General features: G+C 73.1%; 16 protein-coding genes and 1 pseudogene. 11 read left to right on the top strand and 6 right to left on the bottom strand.

Annotation, left to right across the window (positions count from 1 at the left end; genetic code table 11):
- The 7 genes and pseudogenes from KBX37_RS34710 to KBX37_RS22670 all read left to right on the top strand — a co-directional run.
- Positions 1-159 (top strand): annotated as a pseudogene (locus tag KBX37_RS34710) (IS630 family transposase); the annotation flags it as partial.
- 1,052 nt (positions 160-1,211) lie between these two features.
- Complete coding sequence (locus KBX37_RS35675) at positions 1,212-3,311, top strand: PKD domain-containing protein (protein WP_210777930.1); 2,100 nt, start codon at positions 1,212-1,214, stop codon at positions 3,309-3,311.
- A gap of 35 nt (positions 3,312-3,346) precedes the next feature.
- Entirely contained in the window at positions 3,347-3,862 is a 516-nt protein-coding gene (locus KBX37_RS22690; RefSeq protein WP_210777929.1) for a hypothetical protein, read from the top strand.
- 70 nt (positions 3,863-3,932) lie between these two features.
- Positions 3,933-4,505 carry a GNAT family N-acetyltransferase gene (locus tag KBX37_RS22685; protein ID WP_307849166.1) on the top strand — a complete coding sequence of 191 codons (573 nt, stop codon included), beginning with the start codon at positions 3,933-3,935 and terminating at the stop codon, positions 4,503-4,505.
- A 43-nt stretch (positions 4,506-4,548) separates the two neighbouring features.
- The gene (locus tag KBX37_RS22680) at positions 4,549-5,319 is read left to right on the top strand and encodes a PH domain-containing protein (RefSeq protein WP_210777928.1); all 771 of its coding nucleotides are present in this window, start codon (positions 4,549-4,551) and stop codon (positions 5,317-5,319) included.
- Positions 5,320-5,433: 114 nt separating this feature from the next.
- Entirely contained in the window at positions 5,434-5,760 is a 327-nt protein-coding gene (locus KBX37_RS22675) for a PadR family transcriptional regulator (RefSeq protein WP_210777927.1), read from the top strand.
- Positions 5,754-6,719 (top strand): hypothetical protein, encoded by a 966-nt coding sequence (locus tag KBX37_RS22670; RefSeq protein WP_247658702.1) that lies wholly within the window; start codon positions 5,754-5,756, stop codon positions 6,717-6,719. The genes KBX37_RS22675 and KBX37_RS22670 overlap by 7 nt, the downstream gene beginning before the upstream one ends.
- Before the next feature lie 28 nt (positions 6,720-6,747).
- Here KBX37_RS22670 and KBX37_RS22665 read toward each other — a convergent pair whose 3' ends face one another.
- The 3 genes from KBX37_RS22665 to KBX37_RS22655 all read right to left on the bottom strand — a co-directional run bounded on the left by KBX37_RS22665 (position 6,748) and on the right by KBX37_RS22655 (position 9,206).
- Positions 6,748-7,251 carry an NUDIX domain-containing protein gene (locus KBX37_RS22665; RefSeq protein ID WP_210777926.1) on the bottom strand — a complete coding sequence of 168 codons (504 nt, stop codon included), beginning with the start codon at positions 7,249-7,251 and terminating at the stop codon, positions 6,748-6,750.
- A gap of 58 nt (positions 7,252-7,309) precedes the next feature.
- Positions 7,310-8,584, bottom strand: a complete 1,275-nt coding sequence (locus KBX37_RS22660) for a M48 family metalloprotease (RefSeq protein ID WP_210777925.1) — start codon at positions 8,582-8,584, stop codon at positions 7,310-7,312.
- 178 nt (positions 8,585-8,762) lie between these two features.
- Positions 8,763-9,206, bottom strand: coding sequence for a hypothetical protein (locus KBX37_RS22655; protein ID WP_210777924.1), 444 nt, complete (start codon positions 9,204-9,206; stop codon positions 8,763-8,765).
- Between the two features lie 166 nt (positions 9,207-9,372).
- On the opposite strand from KBX37_RS22655, the gene KBX37_RS22650 reads away from it, so the two are divergent.
- Positions 9,373-9,576: a hypothetical protein gene (locus KBX37_RS22650; protein WP_210777923.1), complete on the top strand. Its 204-nt coding sequence runs from the start codon at positions 9,373-9,375 to the stop codon at positions 9,574-9,576.
- Here the strand turns inward: KBX37_RS22650 and KBX37_RS22645 are convergent.
- Positions 9,573-10,670 (bottom strand): hypothetical protein, encoded by a 1,098-nt coding sequence (locus KBX37_RS22645; protein WP_210777922.1) that lies wholly within the window; start codon positions 10,668-10,670, stop codon positions 9,573-9,575. The two genes, KBX37_RS22650 and KBX37_RS22645, sit on opposite strands and share 4 nt — an antisense overlap.
- 73 nt (positions 10,671-10,743) lie before the next feature.
- On the opposite strand from KBX37_RS22645, the gene KBX37_RS22640 reads away from it, so the two are divergent.
- Together KBX37_RS22640 and npdG are read left to right on the top strand one after the other, a co-directional pair.
- Positions 10,744-12,177, top strand: a complete 1,434-nt coding sequence (locus KBX37_RS22640) for an RNB domain-containing ribonuclease (protein WP_210777921.1) — start codon at positions 10,744-10,746, stop codon at positions 12,175-12,177.
- Between the two features lie 203 nt (positions 12,178-12,380).
- The gene (gene npdG, locus KBX37_RS22635) at positions 12,381-13,079 is read left to right on the top strand and encodes an NADPH-dependent F420 reductase (protein ID WP_210777920.1); all 699 of its coding nucleotides are present in this window, start codon (positions 12,381-12,383) and stop codon (positions 13,077-13,079) included.
- Positions 13,080-13,449: 370 nt separating this feature from the next.
- Here npdG and panB read toward each other — a convergent pair whose 3' ends face one another.
- Positions 13,450-14,295 carry a 3-methyl-2-oxobutanoate hydroxymethyltransferase gene (panB, locus tag KBX37_RS22630; RefSeq protein ID WP_210777919.1) on the bottom strand — a complete coding sequence of 282 codons (846 nt, stop codon included), beginning with the start codon at positions 14,293-14,295 and terminating at the stop codon, positions 13,450-13,452.
- A 162-nt stretch (positions 14,296-14,457) separates the two neighbouring features.
- Positions 14,458-16,218: an NAD+ synthase gene (locus KBX37_RS22625; RefSeq protein ID WP_210777918.1), complete on the bottom strand. Its 1,761-nt coding sequence runs from the start codon at positions 16,216-16,218 to the stop codon at positions 14,458-14,460.
- 213 nt (positions 16,219-16,431) lie between these two features.
- Here KBX37_RS22625 and glnA point away from each other — a divergent pair, with 213 nt between their 5' ends.
- Positions 16,432-17,781, top strand: coding sequence for a type I glutamate--ammonia ligase (glnA, locus tag KBX37_RS22620; RefSeq protein WP_210777917.1), 1,350 nt, complete (start codon positions 16,432-16,434; stop codon positions 17,779-17,781).
- Positions 17,782-17,837 lie beyond the last annotated feature (56 nt).

The raw sequence follows: 17,837 nt of genomic DNA, 5'->3' as shown, positions 1-17,837 counted from the left end.
TTCCGCAGCGTCGACGACCTCGTCGCCGCCATCGAGGAGTACCTGCGCGTGCACAACGACGACCCGAAGCCGTTCGTGTGGACCGCCACAGCCGAATCGATCCTGGCCAAGGTCCGACGTGGACGAGTCGCCCTCCAGCAAGTGGCTAGTCAAAACTGAGACGGAACACTAGCTGACGAGATGTCGGCAATCCGCGCCGACTTGCACGAGCGGCCCGGCTGGCACGGTCGAACCAGCTCCGGGCAAGATCCCTCGTGCGACTCTTCCGGCCCGACCCTGCTGACGGCCCGAGACGGCCTGACGTGGGGGAGGGCGACGTTCGCCCAGCTCAGAGCCTGTGTCACTACTAGAATCCGGCGTACAGGTCGACTCGTCCGTCGCCCACCAGGTCGCAGCCTCGATCGACGCTGCGACCTCGTCGTATGTCAGGCTGTCCACCTCCCCGGACACGTCGCGTCGGGACCGTTTTGGTACATGTCAGGCCACCTGCCGCGTAAAGATTGCCGTCGATAGCTGCGAACCGTCCGAACGTGTCCCCACGAGGTCTTGGTGTCCAGCTGTCGCCGCTGCCGGCCTTCCGGGAGGCCCGGGCCCTGAGCGACCTGCTGTCACCCGCCCCGAGCCGGCGGCAGGATCCGATCATGCGAGTCCGTCTCATACCTTCATACATCTACATACGGCTAACTCTGTGCGTAGCATCCCTTCCGAACCCGCCGGAGCGCGTCGGCGCTCCGCCGGGTGGCACGGGGGTGCCCTTACCCCGCCGCAGTTCCTTTCCTACCGGAACCACGCACCGCGGCGGTCCTACGGTCCGGCGACGGCTGCGTGACGGCTGTCAGGAGAACGGCTTGGTATTCAGCGGGCGGCATCGCGTTCTCGCGATGCTGGCAATCAGCACACTGGGGGCGGGACTGCTTCAGGCCCCGGCCTCGGCAGAGCCCACCTCGACCACGTACGGACCGGACAACCAGGTCCTCGTCGAATCCTTCTACGAATCCACGCCGGACGGACGGGCGGCAGCCGGTCTGACGGCACCGACCTCGCTCGCTCCGCTCGCTTCCAGCTCCGTCCGCAGGCCGCCCGGCTCACCGGACGCCGACGGCCGGGCCGCGGAGTGCATGAACCAACCCGGTGCCGGAAGCGTGGAAGGGCGTACCCACAACCGCTTTCTGTGGTGCCAGTCCATCTTCGTCGGCAGCAGGGTCTACAGCGTGGACCGGAAGGTGTACGTCGGTCAGGCGGTCTTTGCCATGAACGCCGTCGCATACGGCCGGGACGACGGCAACCGCAGCGTAGAGGTCTTCTTCCGCTCCCAGCCCGGCAGCCTGCGGTATCTGGAGGGCGACCGGAGCGAGCTGTCCAACGCAATCTTCCAGGTGTTCGCCGACTGCACGAGCTGGCTCACCGGCTGCTCCGCCGGCGGGGCGTCCGCCACGAACACGTTCTCCGGCTGGAACGTCGACGGGTCCTGGCACTCCTGGACCGTCGCCTCGTCCGAATTCCGCGGCGTGGGGCCGGACAAGATAGGTCGGCACGACTGGGCGCTGACCATCGACGCGTACTCACCCGGCACGCCGGACGCCGGTGGCAAGGCCCTGCCCTCGCACCGGATCCGCTGTGACAGCGCGCAGGTCGGCTTCTACAAGCGGCCGAAGGCCTGCATCATGGACGACGTCATCCCGCACCTGCAGTACTCGCTGCAGAGCCCGAACTACTCGCAGGTTTCCGCGCACGTGCACTGCGCGATGACCCCGGGCTGCCAGACGTGGCCGGGGCCGCGAACGGACCGGGTGATCCCCGGCCGGTACACCGGCAGCCGGAACGATCCGGGCCTGCACCGGATCACCGAGAAGTTCCCGGTCGACGCGTCCGACAACAACAGGACGTACTACTCGAAGAACTCCGGGGCCAAGGACCAGGCCTGCGCGACCCTGCCGTCGTACGTGCTGGACCGGACCACCCAGCAGTGCGACGAGTTCCCGTTCGCCTCCACCATCGAGGGGGCGGGCAAGGGTGACGGCAACTTCTCCGTCCTCGGGGTGACCAGCCGGCACAACAGCTGCGCCGGCAACGCCCTCGCCAGGTTCTACCGGGACGACCGGATCCTGGTCTGGCAGCCGGGGCTGTCCGACGAGGCCCTCGACACCTACTACGTGGAGATCACCGACGTGCCGACGGGCAGCACCGACGAGTGCCTGCCACCCGAGGACGACCCGGACGAGCCGAACCTGCCGCCGACCGCGAACGCCGGGCCGGACACCACCGGCGACGAGGGCTTCACCATCGTGCTGGGCGGCTCGGTCAGCGACCCCGACGGCAACCCGCCGACGGCGCAGTGGACGTACTCGCCGGGCCCGGACTCCGATCCCGGCATGTCCTGCACGTTCCACGACTCGCGCAGCGCGAACACCACCATGGAGTGCAACGACGACGGGACGGTCACCGTCACGCTGACGGCGTTCGACGGAGTGAACGGGGCGGTGAGCGACAGCGCCGTTGTCACCGTGCGGAACGTCGACCCGAGGCTGCGCCGGCTCGGCGAACTGGCCCCGTCGATGGCCGCCGCGACCGAGGACGTGGAGTACGGCATCACCGCGCCACAGCCGTGGCAGGTGTTCCGGGTCGGCGACCCGGTGCCGTTCAAGGCCCGTTTCCTCGATCCGGGCAGCAACGACACCCACTCCTGCGCGATTGAGTGGGACGACGGGCAGAGCAGCACCTTCGACTCGTACGCGGACCGCTGCGAGGCGACCCACACCTTCACCCACCCCGGGATGTACACCATCAAGCCGAAGATCACCGACGACGACGGTGGTCTCTCGCCCGCAGCGAGCGTCATGGTGATCGTGTACGACCCGAACGCCGGGTTCATCACCCAGGGCGGCTGGCTGGACTCCCCGGCCGGCGCACTGGTCGACGATCCAGCGGCGCAGGACAGGCTGACCGTCGAGCTCAACCCGCAGTATCTGCCCCCGGAACCGGGACCGGCACTCAGCGGCGGCAAGGTCGCCGCGGCTCTGCGGGGAACCGGGTTCGACCTCACCTCCACCACCCTCGAATGGCTGGTGGTCACGCCTGACCAGAAGGCGGCCGTGAAGGGCACCGGCACGATCGGCGGGGCGGCCGGTTACGGCTTCGTCGCGTACGGATTCGACACGCCGGACGCGGTGCGCCTGGTGGTCTGGCCGCTGTCGGCGGGGGACTATCCGCAGCAGACACTGGTGTACGACAACCGGCCCGGAAAGAGCTACGACCTGGACCTCAGCGACCCGCAGCCGCTCGGCGGCGGATCGGTCCAGGTGCACGAGTAGTACCACCAGCGCCCGTACCGTGATCGGGAGGATCGATGACCGCTGCCTTCGACGGCCTGCTGAGCGTGCACTACAGCCAGGCGTACGTGGTCAGTGGCGACGAGCCGCCCGATCCGGTACGGGCGTTCGCCGGTCAGGTCAACGGCCTGTGCGGGGCCCGCGTGCCCGGCGCCCTGTTTCTGGTGACCGGCCGGAACACCGGCGAGGTCGGCTTCCGGGCCGACGTGGTGGACGGGCCGCCGCAGGTCGACCCGCAGTGGGAGGAGGTCGTCGAGGTCTCCTTCACCGCGCTGTCGGACGACGTCAATCTGATGGACTGGCACCAGGAGGCGTATCCGCTGCCGCTGCGCGAGTCGGTCACCTACCGGGTGCGCTACTGCGCCCGGGGTATGGACGCGGGCAAGACCTACCTCGGCGAGCCGGGGGTCACCCTGCCGTTGGACCACTACCTGCTGCTCTTCTGGCCGGCGCCCGCGGAAACGGACCGGATCGTCCGGCGGACCAGCCGGATCGCGGCGTACTGGCACGACGAGGGTTTCATCGCCGGCTGACCGGGCCGACACCGCACCGCGCTGACCATCGACCCCTGCTTGGGGCAGGAGCACCGCCTACAGTCCACTCGTGCCGATGCTCGCCGCGCCCGCCGTACCGCCCGGATCGATGGCCGCGCTGGCGCAGCCGGAACTGCGCGCCGAGGGCGTACACCTGCGTCCGTGGCTGCCGGCGGACCGTGCGGTGGTGGTGGCCGCGTACGCCGACGCCGCGATCCGGCGTTGGCACTGCCGGTCGATGGCCGGCGACGAGGCCGCCGACTGGATCGCCGCCTGGCCGGGCCGGTGGCGGGCGGAGACCGGCGCGGGGTGGGCGGTGTGCGACGCCGGGGTGGTGGTCGGGCAGATCAGCCTGCGCCGGGTCGTCCTCGCCGACGGGCTGGCCGAGGTGTCGTACTGGGTGCTGCCGGCCGCGCGCGGCCGCCGGGTCGCCCCACGGGCGCTCGCCGCGGTGTCCGCCTGGTGCTTCGACACCCTCCGGCTGCACCGGGTCGAGCTGTGCCACTCCACGGCGAACGAGGCGTCCTGCCGGGTGGCGCGGCGCGCCGGCTTCACCGCCGAGGGTACGAAGCGCGGCGAGGGGCTGCACGCCGACGGCTGGCACGACATGCACCTGCATGCCCGCCTGCACACCGACGCCTGACGCCCGGCCGCCCTCATTGATCCATCGGCCTACACTCCCGCCGGTGACCCCCCGTACGGCGCGCCTGCTCGCGCTGCCCTTTGCCTTGGCCGCGGTCCTGTTGCGGATCGGCGTCGAGTTCTGGCTGAAGCCGCTCACCTGGCGGATCGATTCCACCGCCGTGGCCCTGCTCGCCTGGGCGGCGGGCATCGCCGGCAGCATCGTGGTGCCGGCGGTGGGTCACCTGCTGCTCACCCGCGAGGCCCGCCGTCGGCCGGCCACCTTCCGGATCGACTCCGCCGGACGGCGCTTCACCGCACCGGCCGCCCCGGCCTGGGCCGGACCGTGGTCGGCGATGGTGAGCTGGCTGGCGGCCGGGCTGCTGATCACCGAGCGGGTGCCGGGCGAGGACCGGGTGCGGTTCTTCGAATCCGGCGACGCGCTGGTCTGGAACGTGCTCGCGGTGGTGGCCGTCCTGGTGGTTGTGCTGCTGGTGCTGCTGGACGACCGGCCCCGCCTGACGCTCGACGAGGCCGGAATCACGGTGCGGGGCCTGGTGCGGGGCAGGACGGTCCGGTGGGACCGGCTGCTTCCCGGCGGGCCGCCCGCGCCGGCCGGGAAGGCCTTCGCGACGCTCGTCCTCTCCGAACAGCCGAGCACGCCGGCGGGCCGGCCGGTGTCGCGGTCGCTGGCGGTCGGAACGGCGTACGTGGACGCGGTCTTCCTCGCCGGCAGCGTCCGCCACTACGTGGAGCATCCGGAGCGGCGGTCCGCCATCGGCACCGCACCGGAACTGGACAGGTTGCGGGCGATCGTCGGCGGGGCGGACTCCTGACCAGTTGCCGGCCGCACCGGCCGAGGGCGGTCGGCAGCAGGGCGGTGGCCGCCTGACCGGCGAGCGCCGAAGACGGGGCAGCACCCTATGTAGAGAACAGATACAGTCCGCCGCATGCGGATGACGATTCCGGTGGCCAGGGTGCTCGCGGTGCTGCTCGCCGAGCCCGACGCCGCGCGCTACGGCCTTGACCTGATGAAGGCGACCGGCCTGCCCAGCGGCACCCTCTACCCGGTGCTGCACCGCCTCCAGGACGCCGGCTGGCTCACCGCCGACTGGGAGGAGGTCGACCTGGCCGCCGCCGGTCGGCCGGCCCGGCGGTACTACCTGCTCACCGCCGAGGGCGTGACCGCCGCCCGGCAGGCGCTCGCCGAGCTGCGCGCCCTCGCCCCCAGGACCGGTCCGGCCCTGGGCGGGCCGGCCGGAGCGCCGGCATGGTGACCCGGCGGGTGGCCGAGGCGCTGCTCCGCGCGGCCGCCCGGCGCTGGCCCGTGGTGCTCCGCGACGACCTGCGCCGGGAGTGGACCGCCGAGCTGCACGTCCTCGCCGAGGCCGGCCAGCGGGTCCGGATGCTGCGCTTCGCCGCCAGCCTGGCCGCCAGCCGCGCCGGTGCCCCGCTGGTCGACCGGGCCGGGTGGCGACGGCAGGTGCGGCGTACGGCTGCCACGTTGCTGCTCGCCCCGCCCGCCTGCGTCGCGCTCATGGCGGTCGCCCTGTTCGCGACGGCCGCCGTGCACGGTGTGCTGGAGCTGCGATTCGGGTGGGCGCAACGGCTGCAACTGCCGCTGTTCTCGACGCTCTGCGCCGGGCTCGGAGTGCTGCTCGCCCTGGTGGTGGCCCGGGCGGCCCGACACGGCGTACGGGTGGGGCCGTCGGCCACCGCGGTCGGCGTCGGGCTCGCCGTCGCGATCACCGTCGTGCCGGCCGAGGTCGCCCTGCACGACGACGCGCGGCAACTCGCCCGCATCCTGCCCGGCGTACTGGTCTGGCTGGCCGGGCTGACCCTCGCGCTCTGGGCCGCGGCGACCCTGGCCCGGCGGGGACGGCTCCGGCTCGCCTGGACGGTCGGCGTGCTCGCGGCGTTCGTCGCTGCCGACGTGGCGGTGGTGGCCACCGTGGTCGCCGCCATCCCGCCGATCGACCCGGGACAGCCGGTCACCGAGCTGCCGCCGGACGGCGTCGACCGGATCTCCGCCCCGCTCTGGCTGCTCAACTGCTGGACCGACTGGTCGTTCGGCCTGCCCCGGCCGACCGACTGGGAACGGTTCCTCATCACCGACCTCGTGCTGGTCGAGCCCAACTTCTACCTGGCCTGCACCCCGTACGCGCTCACCTGGGCGATCCGGACGGCGCGGGCGGAACCCGCGGCGGAGGCGGCGACGGCGCAGGCCACGGCCTGAGTCCCGATCGGAGGTCGGGCCTGCCGGGTCAGCGCGCGCCCGAGAACTCGTCCCAGGTCGCGCCCGCCGGCAGGTACCAGGAGGCCGGATCGTCGGCGAGCGCCCGCGCGATCACCAGCCGGGCGTGCGCGTCCAGTTCGGGCAGCCGGTCCGGCCCGAACCACTCGACCGCCACCGACTCGTCGTCGTTCACCCGGGCCGTACCGGAGACGAGTCGGCAGTGGAAGCCGAGGTTGAGGTACTCGCAGCGGTCACCGTTCGGGTAGGTGTGCGGGTGCGACACCACGCTGCTGAGGCGTACCGGCTCGACGCGCAGGCCGGTCTCCTCCTCGACCTCGCGCACCACGGCGGTGGCCGGTTGCTCGCCCGGCTCGACGAAGCCGCTCACCACCGACCAGCGACCGTCGTCGGAGCGCAACCCCAACAGCAGCTCGCCGGCGTCGTTGCGGACCACCGCGCTGACGCTCGGCAGCCAGAGCAGGTCGTGGCCGACGTGTTCGCGCATCCGCAGGATGTAGTCCGGTACGCCCATCCGGCGACCCTAACCGGCACGGACGCGCCCGTGCCGACCGACGGCCGCGCCGCCGGGGTCAGCCGGACCAGGCCACCGCCCGGCTCACCCGCCGGTAGTGGCGGTCCAGCTCCGCGTCGATCTTCTCCGCGCGGGTCTCGGTGAGCACCACCGTGGGGTCCTGCCAGGCGCGGGCGGTGAGCATCCGGTGCCGCAGGCCGGCCGGCGGGTGGGAGGCGAAGAGCGACACCTGCTCGCGGACGGAGAGCTGGCGCAGCAGCGGCAGCCGCTCGGCGGCGCCGGCCAGCGACCTCGCCAGGCCCGCCCGCCAGGTCGCCGGTCCGTGCCCGCCCCGCGACCCCTGCCGGACGACCAGCGCCACCGACTCACCGCTGAGCAGGACGTCGAGCAGCCGGGTCGCCCCGGCGGTGCCGGCGGCCCGGGCGGACATCTCGTCGGCCAGGTACTCGGCCCGCTGGCTGTCCCGCAGCGCCGTCACCACCAGCAGCAGGTGGCCGGCGAAGAGCAACCGGGACAGCAGCCACGACAGCATCCGGCCGATCGCCTCACCGATCATCTCCAGCAGCCCACCGCCCTGGCTGGCCCGGGTGGGCCGGAACAAATCGGCGGCGGAGCCGAGCATGGTCAGCGCCGGGTCGGTCACCAGCAGCCGCCGCACGTCGCCGTTGACGAAGTGGCCCAGCTCGTGGCCGAGCAGGGCGATTCGCGCCTGCCCGTCGAGCGAGCCCCACAGCGGCAACCCCAGGCAGAGCACCCGCCGTCGGCGCAGCCCCACCGACGTCGCGTACGCGTTGATGCTGCCGTCGACGCCGACCACGTGCGGCACCGGCGCGCCGATCACCGCCGCCACCTCCTCGACCAGGGCGTGCAACTCAGGTGCCTGCTCGCGGGAGAGCACCTCCAGCTCCGGGTCCACCCGACCGAACCGCGGTCGCAGCGCCACCGCCAGACCGACCAGCGCCAGCCCGACCACGACGGCGAGGCTCGGGAACGGGTACGCGAACATCAGCCGGACGCCGAGCACCGCCATCGCCAGCACCGCCGCGACGAGCAGCAGCGAGGCGACCACCGTCACCGTCCCGGCCACCCCGAGGCCGGTGGCGGCCAACGGGCGCTCGACGAGTGCGGCGTACTGCTGCCGGGTGAGCCGGGCGGCGAGCCGGTGCGTCCGCCGGTCGACCCACGACCAGCCGAACTCCGGCGCCTGCCGGGCCCGGTCGTAGCCGTCCAGGTTCCACTCGCAGCTGGCGCACCAGGGCATCGCCTCGCGTACCGACACCGTCGCCGTGCCGCACTGCGGACACGACCCCGCCTCGGCCGTCGTCGTGATCATGAGCGCCGATCCTGCCGGTGCCGGCCGCCCGTCGGTACCGGCCGTTCAGCCGAGCCGGTCACACCCCGCACGCTGTGCCCGCCGCGCACGTCACCGGCCCGGTCCCGCCGGTCACGCCACCCGCTCGGTCACGTCCGCACGCCACCGTTCCGGTCACGTCCGCACGCCACCGATCCGGTCACGCCGGGCAGGGCACCCGCTCCAGCGCGGCCGGACCGGTGCCGGGGCGCACCAGCTGCGCGAAGCACCGCTCGGTGGTGGCCCGCTGCCAGCCGAAGACGCTGGCCGCGGTCTTCGCCACGCGTACCCGGAAGACCAGGCGCACCCCGGCCTCCCGGCGCCGCGCGCCACCCTCCACGGCCAACACCTCGACGCCGTCGACCCGCTCGGCGGCGCGGCGCAGGTCCGCCTCTGCGGCCGCCGGATCGGCCAGCAGTTCGCCCCTCATTCGCTGCGCGATGGCGGTCACCTCCCGCTCGGCCCGCCGCTCCAGCCGCTGCTGCGACCGGTCCCGCAGCAGCGGTGCCGCCACCGCCACCGCCGTCACGGCGAAGACCGTGACCACCGCCGCGGCGAGCAGGCCGCGGCGTACCCGTGCCGATGTTCTGCCCCCGAGACGCACCGGGGAATTCTCCGCCACCGACCGCCCTTCCGGCTGCCCCGTCCGTCCGGGTACGGCTTCCCGCATTCCGCCGCGCGGCCCCCACCAGCACGTCTACTGTGGAGGCCGTCGCAACTATTTGCGCGATCCGGTGGCGGCCGGGCTGCTCCCGGTGCACAGTGATCTCATGAACGACAGCGGAAGTGGTGGGCGCTACTACTGGTGCACCCGACACCACCGGGTCGAGACCGATGCCGACGTGTGCCCTGCGAAGCACGTTCTCGGACCGTACGCCTCGTCCGCCGACGCCGAGAACGCCCTGCAGACGGTGCGGGAGCGCAACGAGGCGTGGGAGGCCGAGGACGCCCGCTGGGCCGGGGAGGGCAGCTAAACGGCGCGGGACGGCCCGTGTCGAGGAACTCCGTGCCTCCGCACCGGGGGCGCGTGAGCGCATGTCCCCAAGGAGGGAACCGAGATGGCCGAAGCACAACAGGCCACCACCCGCCCGGCCGCCAAGAAGTCCGCCGCGACCACGCGGACCGCGGGCGCCACCCGCAGCACCGCGGCACGCCGGCCCACCACGAGCACCGCGGCGGCCCGGAAGGCGCCGGCCGGCCGGGCGGCGGCGAGCGCGGCGGGCGCCGGGGCGGGACGGACCCCGACCACCACGGCGACCGCCGCGAAGAAGACGGCGGCCAAGAAGGCCCCCGCTTCGAAGACCACCGCAAAGAAGGCGCCCGCCACCAAGACCACCGCCAAGAAGGCCCCCGCCGTCAGGACCACCGCCAAGAAGGCCCCCGCCGTCAAGACCACGGCGAAGAAGACCGCCGCGTCGAAGGCGACGGCGACGAAGGCCCCCGCCCGCAAGGCCGCCGCGAAGACCACGACCGCGGCGAAGAAGACCACCACCACCACCGCGAAGAAGACCGCGCCCGCGGCGAGGAAGACCACGACCGCCGCCGCGAAGAAGGCCGCGCCCGCGGCGAGGAAGACCACGACCGCCGCCGCGAAGAAGACCGCGCCCGCGGCGAGGAAGACCACGACCGCTGCCGCGAAGAAGACCGCGCCCGCGGCGAGGAAGACCACCACCGCCGCGAAGAAGACCACGGCCGCGAAGGCCTCGACCGTCGCCCGCAAGGTCACCTCCACGGGTAAGAAGGCGACCGCCGCGGTGAAGAAGACCACCGGCGCGGCGAAGAAGACCACCGGCGCCGCGGCCAAGAAGACCACGGCGGCGAAGAAGGCACCGGCGAAGAAGACCACCGCCAGGACGGCGCCGGCGACGAAGACCACGGCCAAGAAGGCGCCGGCGCGGAAGACGACCGCCACCTCGTCGACCACCACCCGCAAGGCGACCGCGAAGACAGCGCCGGCGACGAGGACCACGGCCGCCAAGAAGGTCACCGCCCGCAAGGCACCGGCCCGCCCGGCCGCCGCCCGGGCCACCGCGCCCACCCGCGCCCGGTCCCGCGCCCGCAAGGCCACCGGCTGACCGTACGGCGACCGCCGTCGCATCGCCGGAGGGCGGATCACGCGCCGGACTGCCAGGATTGACCCCGTGGTCATCCGACGCGTACTGGCGCACCGTATCGACTTCGGCGCGCTGCGCCGCGGGCTGGGACTGCCCGAGGGCTTCCCGGACGCGGCGCAGCGCGAGGCGGATCAGGCCGCCGCCGCACCGCCGGCCACCGGGGTCGACCGCACCGACGTCCCGTTCGTCACGATCGACCCGGCGGCGTCGCGCGACCTCGACCAGGCGATGCACCTCGCCCGCCGCCCCGGTGGCGGCTACCGCGTGCGGTACGCCATCGCCGACGTCGCCGCCCACGTGCGCCCCGGTGGCGCGCTGGAGGAGGAGACCTGGCGCCGCGGGCAGACCGTCTACCTGCCCGACGGCAACGTGCCGCTGCACCCGCACACCCTCAGCGAGGGCGCGACCAGCCTGCTGCCCGACGTCGACCGGGCGGCGGTGGTGTGGACCATCGACCTCGACGCCGACGGCGCGACCACCGGCGTCGCGCTGGAACGCGCCCGGGTCCGCAGCCGGGCCAAGCTCGACTACGAGGGCGTGCAGGCCGCCGCCGACGCCGGGCGGCTGCCCGAACCGGTCGCCCTGCTGCCCGAGATCGGCGCCCTGCTCACCGCCCGGGGCCTGCGTCGGGGCGCGGTCAACCTGCCCCTGCCCGAGCAGGACGTCGAACCGGACGGTGACGGCTGGCGGCTGGTGCTGCGCGGCCCGGTCCCGATGGAGGACCACAACGCGCAGATCTCCCTGCTGACCGGAATGGCAGCAGCCGACATCATGCTGGCCGGCCGGATCGGGCTGCTGCGCACCATGCCGCCGCCGAAGCCCGAGGCGGTGGCCCGGCTGCGCGCCGCCGCCGTCCCGCTGGGCGTGCCGTGGCCCGACGGCATCGGCGTGGGCGAGGTGCTCGTCGGGCTGGACGCCTCGCAGCCCCGGGCCGCCGCCTTCGTCGACCAGGCGGCGGAGCTGATGCGGGGCGCCGGGTACACGGCGTTCGACGGCGAGCTGCCCGAGCAGCCGGAGCACGGCGGGGTCGCGGCCGCGTACGCCCATGTCACGGCCCCGCTGCGCCGGCTGGCCGACCGGTACGCGACGGAGGTCTGCCTGGCGCTGCACGAGGAGCGGCCGGTGCCGGACTGGGCCCGCGCGGCGCTGCCGAAGCTGCCCGAGGTGATGGCGGCGACCGACCGGACGGCGGGCGCGGCCACCCGGGGCGCCATCGAGCTGGCCGAGGCGGTGCTGCTAAAGCACCGGGTGGGGGAGGTCTTCGAGGCCGCGGTGCTGGACGTGGACGCCCCGCCGAACGGCCAGTCGAAGCCCGGCCGCCCGCCCGGCGGCACGGTGGCGCTGGACGCCCCGCCAGTGCGCGCCCGCTGCACCGGCGAGCTGCCGCTCGGCGAGCGGATCCGGGTCCGCCTGGTAACCGCCGACCCGGTGGCCCGCAAGGTCGTCTTCGAACGCGCCTGACCCGCCACCCCGCCCTCGCCCCCGCCCCGAGACCCCCGCACTTTCAGAGAAAGAGTGGCCTTGGCGCGCCGGGTAGCCACGCTTTCTCTGAAAGTGGCGGCATCGAATGGCGGGCGGCGGCGAGCGGGCGGTGGGGTGGGTAGCGGGGATTGTCACAGCGGCGGGCGGTGCTGGGGGCGGGGGCGGTTTGCGAGGATGACCGCATGGCTTACGACGCGACCACGTTGCCCGACGTCTCCGGGCTGACCGTCGGCATCATCGGTGGCACCGGCGACCAGGGGCGGGGCCTCGCCTACCGGCTCGCCCGGGCCGGGCAGACCGTGCTGATCGGTTCCCGTTCCGCCGAGCGGGCCGCGGCGGCCGCCGCCGAGATCGCGGCGCTGCCCGGCGTACCGGCCGGAGTGGACGTGACCGGGGCCGACAACGACGAGGTGGCCCGCCGCAGCGACGTGGTAATCATCGCGGTGCCGTGGGACGGGCACGCCGCCATCGTCGCCGCGCTCGCCGAGCCGCTCGCCGGCAAGATCGTGGTCGACTGCGTCAACCCGCTCGGCTTCGACAAGCAGGGCCCGTACGCCCTCCCGGTGCCCGAGGGCAGCGCGGTGCAGCAGGCCGCCGCCCTGCTGCCGAACTCCCGGGTCTGCGCGGCGTTCAACCACGTCAGCGCGCCGCTGCTGGCCGACCCGGAGATCGAGCGGATCGACCTCGACGTGCTGATCTGCACCGAGGACCGGGAACTGGTCGACATCGTCGGCGCGCTGGCCGCCCGGATCCCCGGCATGCGGGGCATCTACGCGGGCCGGCTGCGCAACGCCCACCAGATCGAGGCGTTCACCGCCAACCTGATCGCCATCAACAAGCGCTACAAGGCGCACGCCGGCATCCGCGTCACCGACCTCTGAGCCGGGCGCCGTTGCGTACGGTCCGGCACCCGGTCACGGCCGGGGCCCGTCCCCGCGTGCCAAACCCGGCACCGCGCCACCCCGCCACCCCGCGTGCCAACCCCAGCACCGCAACTCCCCGGGTCCCTCGCTTGATGGGCGCAGGACGCCGCACCGCTGCCCCGAGCCGCCACGCGCGTGTCTTTCCGGCCAGGCCTTCACCGAACGAGCGTGATACCTCAGAGTCATATTGATGCCTCTGAGGTATCACGCTCGCGGTGGTGTCATGCCCCGGAACGGCACGACCGGATCGGACCCGCATCCGGGTGACTGTGGACCGGTCGAGCGGGGCGGTGGGGGTCGTGCGGACGACCCCCACCGCCCCGTCGTCCTAGAAGGTGTGCTCGGCGGCGGGGAACTCGCCGCCGCGTACCTCGTCGGCGAAGCGCCGGGTCGCCTCCGACAGCGTCCCGGCCAGGTCCGCGTAGCGCTTGACGAACCGCGGCGCCCGGCCGGTACGCAGGCCGGCCATGTCCTGCCAGACCAGCACCTGGGCGTCGGTGTCCGGGCCGGCGCCGATGCCCACCGTCGGGATCGGCAGCTCCGCGGTGATCCGCTTGGCCACCTCGCCCGGCACCATCTCCAGCACCACCGCGAACGCACCCGCCTCGGCCACCGCCCGGGCGTCGGCGAGCACCTCGTCGGCGGCGTCGCCCCGCCCCTGGACCCGGTAGCCGCCCAGGGTGTGCTCGCTCTGCGGGGTGAAGCCGATGTGCGCCATCACCGGGATGCCGGCGCCGACGATCGCGGCGATCTGGTCGGCGCAGCGCCGGCCGCCCTCCAGCTTCACCGCGTGGCAGCCGCCCTCCTTCATGAACCGCACCGCCGTACGCAGCGCCTGGGTCGGGCCCTCCTCGTACGAGCCGAAGGGCAGGTCACCGACGATCAGCGAGTGCTTCGTCGCCCGGACCACGGCCCGGACCAGCGGCAGCAGCTCCTCGGCGGTCACCGGCAGGGTGGTCTCGTAGCCGAACACGTTGTTCGCCGCCGAGTCGCCGACCAGCAGCACGGGGATGCCGGCGGCGTCGAAGATCGAGGCGGTGTACTGGTCGTACGAGGTGAGCATCGCCCAGCGGTCGCCGCGCTCCTTGGCGGCGATCAGGTCGCGGGTGCGTACCCGCCGGGTGGCCGGGCCGCCGTAGAGGGCGGTCACCTCGGTCGGGGTGGACTCCACCATGACTGTCTCCTTTCCTCGAGGCCGCCGTCGCGGTCCCCGGGTTCCGCCGCGATCGTCGCACCGGACGACCGCCTCACGGCAGGGCACAGTGCAGGATTTCACTCGGCGCAACCGGCGCGGCGGGACCGCGACCGGTCGCCGCCGCACCGGGAACAGTTCCGCTCAGCCCTGCTCGCGCCAGCGGTTGGTGATCGGCAGCCGGCGGTCCCGGCCGAACGCCTTGATGGAGATCTTCGTGCCCGGGGCGGACTGCCGGCGCTTGTACTCGGCGGTGTCCACCATCCGGAGCACCCGGTCCACCACGGCCGGGTCGTGACCGGACTCCAGCAGCCCCTTCCGGCCCAGGTCGCCGTCGACGTAGCCGATCAGGATCGGGTCGAGAGCGTCGTAGTCGGGCAGGGTGTCGCTGTCCAGCTGGCCCGGGCTCAGCTCGGCCGACGGCGGCTTGCCGATCGAGCTCTCCGGGATCGGCGGGGTCTCGCCCCGGCTGGCCGCGTCGGCGTTGCGCCACTTCGCCAGCCGCCACATGAGCGTCTTCCAGACGTCCTTGACCGGGTTGAAGCCGCCGACCGAGTCGCCGTACAGGGTGGAGTAGCCGACCGCCAGCTCGCTCTTGTTGCCGGTGGTGAGGACCAGGTGGCCCTCCTGGTTCGACAGCGCCATCAGGATCACGCCCCGGACCCGCGCCTGGAGGTTCTCCACCGTCACCCCGGACAGCGACATGTTGGCCAGGAAGGTGTCCACCATCGGCTGGATCGGCTCGACCCGGTAGTCGAGGCCGGTCCGCTTGCCCAGGTCCTCGGCGTCGGCCCGGGAGTGCTCCGAGGAGTGCTGGCTGGGCAGCGACACCCCGACCACCCGCTGCGGCCCGAGCGCGTCGACGGCGAGCGCGGCCACCACCGCCGAGTCGATGCCGCCGGACAGGCCCAGCACCACCGACGGGAAGCGGTTCTTGTCGACGTAGTCGCGCAGGCCGAGCACCAGCGCGTGCCACACCTCGGCCTCGTCGGCGACCGGTTCCATCACCCCGCCGGCGGCCGCCGGGCCCGTCGGGGCCGGCGGGACGGATCCGACGGTACGGCGGACCACCCGCATCCCGTCGGCCAGTTCCTCCTCGTCCGCGCCGGGCTCGCCCGCCTCGGGCAGCTCGACGTCGTGCACCAGCAGGTGCTCGACGAACTGCGGGGCGCGGGTGAGCAGGGTGCCGTCGGCCTCGACGATCATCGAGTCGCCCTCGAAGACCAGTTCGTCCTGGCCGCCGATCATGTTGACGTACGCGATGGTCGCGCCGGCCTCGGCGGCCCGGCGGCGGACCAGCGGCAGCCGGATGTCGTCCTTGTTCAGCTCGTACGGCGAGCCGTTGATGTTGACCACCAGCCCCACGCCGGCCTGCCGGGCCACCGCGAACGGGCCGCCGGCCTGCCAGAGGTCCTCGCAGATGGTCAGCGCCACGTCCACCCCGCCGATCCGCACGACGGTGAGGGCGGCGCCGGGAAGGAAGTAGCGGTCCTCGTCGAAGACGCCGTAGTTGGGCAGGTGGTGCTTGAAGTACGTCGCCACGACGCCGCCGGAGTGCAGCAGCGCGGCGGCGTTGCGGGCGCCCCGGCCCGGCTGGGCGTCCCCGCTGACCTGCGGCGGGCCGTCCGCGTCCAGGTAGCCGACCACGACCGGCAGGTCGCCGAGGCCGTCGGCGGCCAGGTCGGCCGCGAGCTGCTCCAGCGCGGCCTTCGAGGCCGCCACGAAGGAGCGGCGGAAGACCAGGTCCTCGACCGGGTAGCCGGTCAGCATCATCTCCGGGAAGGCGACGAGCTGGGCGCCGGCGTCGGCGGCGCGGCGGCTCCAGGTGCGGACCAGTTCGGCGTTGCCGGCGAAATCGCCGACGGTCGGGTTGACCTGTGACAGCGCGAGACGCAGGGTGGGCATGCCCTCATCTTGCCCCAGCGCCGGTTCACCGACGCGGTGGCCGGGACGAGACGGCGGCCACCCTCCCGGATGGCCGCCGGCGGGCGGGACACGACGGGACGGGCGGCGGTGCTTCGCGTAACGTCGGCGTAACGAGGCCCGGGGAGACTGGGCGGTCAGGTCGGGCGCAGCCCGGTCGAAGGCGGACAAAGAGTGTCGCGAGGGGTTGGGGAAGTGGACCGTCAGCAGGAGTTCGTCCTCCGTACGCTGGAAGAGCGGGACATCCGGTTCGTCCGGCTGTGGTTCACCGACGTGCTCGGCACGCTCAAGAGCGTGTCGGTCGCCCCCGCCGAGCTGGAGGCCGCCTTCGAGGAGGGCATCGGGTTCGACGGCTCCGCGATCGAGGGCTTCGCCCGGGTCTTCGAGTCCGACATGGTCGCCATGCCGGACCCGACCACCTTCCAGGTCTTCCCGTTCGAGGGCGGGGTCAGCGGCGAGAGCGCCCGGATGTTCTGCGACATCCTGCTCCCCGACGGCGGCCCCTCCTGGGCGGACCCGCGGCACGTGCTGCGCCGGATGCTGTCCAAGGCCGCCGAGAAGGGCTTCACCTTCTACACCCACCCGGAGATCGAGTTCTTCCTGCTGGAGAACGGCCCCCAGGACGGCTCCCTGCCGGTGCCCGTGGACACCGGCGGCTACTTCGAGCACACCACGCACGCCGTCGCGCGGGACTTCCGCCGCCAGGCCGTGCTGGCCCTGGAACGGATCGGCATCTCGGTGGAGTTCAGCCACCACGAGGTGGCCCCCGGCCAGCAGGAGATCGACCTGCGCTACGCCGACGCGCTGACCACCGCCGACAACATCATGACCTTCCGGCACGTGGTCAAGGAGGTGGCGCTCTCCACCGGCGTGCAGGCCACCTTCATGCCGAAGCCCTTCACCGACCAGCCGGGCAGCGGCATGCACACCCACCTGTCGCTGTTCGAGGGGGAGCGCAACGCGTTCCACGACGCCGGCGACCCGATGAAGCTCTCCAAGGTGGCCAAGTCGTTCATCGCCGGCCTGCTGATGCACGCCCGCGAGTACACCGCGGTCACCAACCAGTGGGTCAACTCGTACAAGCGGCTCTTCCCGCTGGCGCTGCCGGACCGGATCACCGAGAGCCCGGCGTACGTCTGCTGGGGCCACCTGAACCGGTCGGCGCTGGTCCGGGTGCCCGCGTACGGCAAGCCGAACTCGGCCCGGGTGGAGGTCCGCTCGCTGGACTCGGCGACGAACCCGTACCTCGCCTTCGCGGTGCTGCTCGGCGCCGGCCTCAAGGGCATCGAGGAGGGCTACGAGCTGCCGCCGGGCGCCGAGGACGACGTCTGGTCGCTGACCAGCGCCGAGCGGCGGGCGATGGGGTACGAGGCGCTGCCGGAGAACCTCGCCGAGGCGATCGACGTGATGGCCGGCTCGGAGCTGATCGCCGAGGTGCTCGGCGAGCACGTCTTCGACTTCTTCCTGCGCAACAAGCGCGCCGAGTGGGAGCAGTACCGCCGCGAGGTCACCCCGTACGAGCGGCAGCGATACCTCTCGCTCTAGATCGCGGTGGCGCGGTGCCGCTATCGTCTCGATCACCGCGCCGGCACCCTCGCCGG

The sequence above is a fragment of the Micromonospora sp. U56 genome (genome assembly GCF_018070095.1).
Lineage (GTDB): Bacteria > Actinomycetota > Actinomycetes > Mycobacteriales > Micromonosporaceae > Micromonospora > Micromonospora purpureochromogenes.
The sequence above is the reverse complement of the archived record's forward strand: the minus strand, read 5'-3'. Positions and strand labels throughout refer to the sequence as shown.

Excerpts from the sequence above, each read along its gene's own strand:
- KBX37_RS22690 (WP_210777929.1), top strand. The coding sequence starts at position 3,347 with ATGACCGCTGCCTTCGACGGCCTGCTGAGCGTGCACTACAGCCAGGCG.
- KBX37_RS22675 (WP_210777927.1), top strand. The coding sequence starts at position 5,434 with ATGCGGATGACGATTCCGGTGGCCAGGGTGCTCGCGGTGCTGCTCGCC.
- KBX37_RS22670 (WP_247658702.1), top strand. The coding sequence starts at position 5,754 with ATGGTGACCCGGCGGGTGGCCGAGGCGCTGCTCCGCGCGGCCGCCCGG.
- KBX37_RS22665 (WP_210777926.1), bottom strand. The coding sequence starts at position 7,251 with ATGGGCGTACCGGACTACATCCTGCGGATGCGCGAACACGTCGGCCAC.
- KBX37_RS22660 (WP_210777925.1), bottom strand. The coding sequence starts at position 8,584 with ATGATCACGACGACGGCCGAGGCGGGGTCGTGTCCGCAGTGCGGCACG.
- KBX37_RS22650 (WP_210777923.1), top strand. The coding sequence starts at position 9,373 with ATGAACGACAGCGGAAGTGGTGGGCGCTACTACTGGTGCACCCGACAC.
- npdG (WP_210777920.1), top strand. The coding sequence starts at position 12,381 with ATGGCTTACGACGCGACCACGTTGCCCGACGTCTCCGGGCTGACCGTC.
- panB (WP_210777919.1), bottom strand. The coding sequence starts at position 14,295 with ATGGTGGAGTCCACCCCGACCGAGGTGACCGCCCTCTACGGCGGCCCG.
- KBX37_RS22625 (WP_210777918.1), bottom strand. The coding sequence starts at position 16,218 with ATGCCCACCCTGCGTCTCGCGCTGTCACAGGTCAACCCGACCGTCGGC.